This window comes from Desulfogranum mediterraneum DSM 13871, assembly GCF_000429965.1.
In the GTDB taxonomy this organism is placed as follows: domain Bacteria; phylum Desulfobacterota; class Desulfobulbia; order Desulfobulbales; family Desulfobulbaceae; genus Desulfogranum; species Desulfogranum mediterraneum.
In genome coordinates this window covers 1-3,738 of record NZ_AUCW01000059.1, presented here as the reverse complement: position 1 = coordinate 3,738, position 3,738 = coordinate 1, and the positions used below count along the sequence as shown (strand labels likewise).

Below are 3,738 nucleotides of genomic sequence, written 5' to 3'. Positions count from 1 at the left end.
ACGGCCGAGAGGATGGGCATCACCATGGCCGAGGTGGCGGTGTTGGAGGTCAGTTCGGTCAGAAAGATGATCAGGGTGGCAACGGCAATGATGAGGACCAGGATGGGTGCCGCCTCGAGCAGGCCGACCTGACGCCCTATCCAGCTGGCCAGGTTGGTTATTTTGAAACCGCCTGCCATGGAGAGGCCGCCGCCAAAGAGAATCAGGACCCCCCAGGGCATCTTGGAGGCCCAGTTCCAGTTCATCACAAATTCATTCTTCTTCCAGTTGATGGGGATGACAAAGAGCACCAGGGCACCGATCATGGCGATGGTGGCATCGGTGACCAGTTTGGGTTCCATAAAGAGATAGCTGCCCAGGGGCTTGCGGAAGATCCAGCCCAGGGCCGTCATCAGGAAGACCAGGGCGGTCCAGCGCTCACCGCTGCCCATGGGACCCATTTTTTCCAGCTCTGCGTCAATCAGTTCCCGGCCTCCGGGAACCCTCTTCAGGGCCATGGGGTTGGCGACCCGGGTCAGCCACAACCAGCAGAGCGGCAGCATCACCGCAACCAGCGGAACCCCGACCATCATCCACTTGGCAAAGGTGATCTCATAACCGTAGGTCTTGTTGAGGTAGCCGGCCAGGACCGTATTGGGTGGCGTCCCGATCAGGGTCGCAATCCCGCCGATGGAGGCGGCATAGGCAATACCGAGCATCAGGTTGAGACCAAAGGCGAACCGTTCCTTACTGAAATCAATGGTCTTATCCAGGCCCTCCTTCTTGCCCTCGGCGATCACATGTTGGATAATGGCCAGGCCGATGGGCATCATCATCACCGTGGTTGCGGTGTTGGAGACAAAGGCGGAGAGTACGGCTGTGGCGATCATGAAGCCGAAGATCAAGCGACCGGGCGAAAAGCCGACGATCCGGACGATGTTCATGGCGATCCGCCGGTGCAGGTTCCAACGCTGCATGGCCAGGGCGATGATAAAGCCGCCCATGAACAGGAAGATCAGATGACTGGCATAGGGGGCTGCCGCCTGCTTGGTCCCCATGATCCCGAGCAGGGGAAAGAGGGCGATGGGCAGCAGGCTGGTGGCCGGAATCGGAATCCCCTCGGTCATCCACCAGGTGGCCATGAGCATGGCCACGGCAGCCATCCTCTGGGCCGCAGGTTCCATCCCGGCCGGCGCCGGCACCACCAACATCAGCGCAAAGAGCAGGGGCCCCAGAAAGAGGCCGATCTTCTGGCGGGTGGTATACTCGCGGGGCTCTCCCTCCTCAACGCCGCCTGGTCCGCCGCGGAGACGTTTGCCGTGCTCGGCAGGGGCATCTTCGATCTTCTCGGCAAGATCAATCTGGTTTTCAGAAGTGGTTGCCTTACTGAAAAAAACAACCTCCTTTTTCAATCGTCGCGCTGCAGATTTTGGCCTGAACACGAACAGGTTTTTGGTTTCATCGTGCATCTGCCACAGTCGTTCCCAAACAGTTATGGTCATAACAATCTCCTCTTTTCTCTTCTTGTTCCCTCTCAGGCCAACAGCCAAGCCGGGTGTGGCGGGTCTGTTGATCCCCAATGCATATCCGGGGCAGTGCTGTTGGCTGAAAAAATCGTTTACGCTCCTTGCTCAATCCGAAGACCGCAGCTTTCTCTGCTGAACTGCGGTCCATGGGCCCTGCTCAAAGCAGGGCCAGGAGCACCCCGGCCGCCACGGCCGAGCCGATCACCCCGGCCACATTGGCGCCCATGGCGTGCATGATCAGATGGTTCTGGGGGTTGGCCTCCATGCCCACCTTGTTGACCACCCGGGCGGCCATGGGCACGGCCGAGACCCCGGCAGCGCCGATCAGGGGGTTGATGGCGCCCTTGGAGAACCGATTCATCAGCTTGGCGATCAAAATGCCCGTGGCTGTACCGATACCAAAGGCCACCATGCCCAGGGCCAGGATGCCCAGGGTCTCCAGGTTGAGAAACTTCTCTGCCGAGAGCTTACTCCCCACCCCCAGCCCCAGAAAGATGGTCACCGTATACATCAGGGAGTTCTTGATGGTGTCGGAGAGCCGATCCACCACCCCGCACTCCTTGGCCAGGTTGCCCAGCATGAACATCCCGATCAGGGGTGCGGCCGAGGGCAGCAGCAGGGTACAGATCCCCAGGACCAGAAGGGGGAAGACGATCTTCTCGATCCGGGAGACATGACGCAGCTGGACCATCTTGATCTGACGCTCCTCCTCCGTGGTTAGCCAGCGCATGATGGGCGGCTGGATCAGGGGTACCAGGGCCATGTAGGAGTAGGCCGCGATGGCAATCGAACCCAGCAGCCGGGGCGAGAGCTGGCTGGAGAGAAAGATGGCCGTGGGCCCGTCGGCGCCGCCGATGATACCGATGGAGGCCGCATCGCGCAGGGAGAAGTCGATCCCCGGAACCAGGTCCGAGAGCAGCAGGGCGCCCAGCAGGGTGGTGAAGATCCCGAACTGGGCAGCACCGCCCAGGAGGATGGTCTTGGGGTTGGCGATCATGGGCCCGAAATCGGTGAGCGCCCCCACCCCCATGAAGATCAGCAGCGGAAAGACCCCGGTGACGATCCCCATCTCGTAGATATAGTAGAGGATGCCGCCGGGATCGGCGATCCCGGCAAAGGGGATGTTGGAGAGCAGCGCCCCGTAGCCGATGGGGATCAGCAGGAGGGGCTCAAACTGTTTGAAGATCCCCAGGTAGATCAAAAGCAGGCCCACCATGAGCATCAGCAGCCGTCCCAGCCCCAGGGACCAGCCCTGGCGGTACTGGGCATCGAGTACGCCGTAGATGCCGGTGGTCTTAAAGAGGTTGGCCGCCAGGGTGGTGATCCCTGGCAGGGCCTGGGGAGAGTCCTCCTGGCCTGCCACAGGGCCGGCACCGGCCTCAAGGACGGCTCCGGCCGCCGGTGTCGCCGCTGCTGCGGGCCAGGCCAGGCCAAGGCAGAAGGTGATCAGGAGCAGTCGTATCATGATGTCTTTCATAGCATATTTCCTCTAGCAGCCACCCCGAACAGGCGAGTTCCCTGTTCGGATGGCATACGATCAGAGTTGAATAACAGAGCCGGGCAGCGAGGCCGCAGCTCTGCCGGCTCAACCGATGGTGAGCAGCATGTCGCCGGCCTGCACCGTATCGCCGGCCGTCACATGGATGGCCAGCACCTTGCCAGCCGAGGGAGCCTTGACCTCGGACTCCATCTTCATGGCCTCCAGGATAACGATGGGCTGGTTGGCCTTGACGCTCTGCCCGGTTTCTACCAGGACCTTGACCACGTTGCCCGGGGTGGGGGCATCGATCACCGTTCCCAGGGCTGCTGCCGGCTCGGCCGCAGCCGGACGGGCCTGAATGCCGCCACCATCGCTGACCGAGACCTGGTAGGCACGGTCATTGACCACGATGGAGTAGTTCCGCTCACCCAGGGGAGCCCCAGCAGCAGGCCGGGCAGCCGGGGCCGCCTTGGGCTCCACCTCCTGATCGCTGATCTTGCGGACATTGGTCACCGCCTTGCCCAGGAGAAAATCCAGCCCCTTCTGTTCACAGCTGGCCACGATGAAGATGTTCTCATCCGTGACCGGCAGCTCGTTTTCCTGAAGCAGCTTGGTGGCCTTGGGGATACCCGCCTCCAGGATATCCAGGGGATCATCGGTGAACACCGGTTTGCCCAGCTGTTCCGAGGCCAGCTTGACGATCTCCGGGTTGGGCGGGGCCGGGGTCCGGCCGAAGTAGCCCAGGACCATGTT

3 protein-coding genes are annotated in these 3,738 nt (G+C 61.6%); all 3 read right to left on the bottom strand.

What is annotated here, in order from left to right:
- A partial coding sequence (locus G494_RS23730; protein ID WP_035246804.1) for an SLC13 family permease occupies window positions 1-1,481 on the bottom strand: 1,481 nt, incomplete at its 3' end.
- A gap of 181 nt (window positions 1,482-1,662) precedes the next feature.
- Window positions 1,663-2,982 carry a sodium ion-translocating decarboxylase subunit beta gene (locus G494_RS23725; RefSeq protein WP_232362566.1) on the bottom strand — a complete coding sequence of 440 codons (1,320 nt, stop codon included), beginning with the start codon at window positions 2,980-2,982 and terminating at the stop codon, window positions 1,663-1,665.
- Between the two features lie 108 nt (window positions 2,983-3,090).
- Window positions 3,091-3,738: biotin/lipoyl-containing protein (locus G494_RS0114540; RefSeq protein WP_028585109.1), on the bottom strand; the 648-nt coding region annotated here is incomplete at its 5' end.

Bases quoted from the DNA above. Each gene is read 5' to 3' on its own strand.
- G494_RS23725 (WP_232362566.1), bottom strand. From the start codon at position 2,982: ATGAAAGACATCATGATACGACTGCTCCTGATCACCTTCTGCCTTGGC.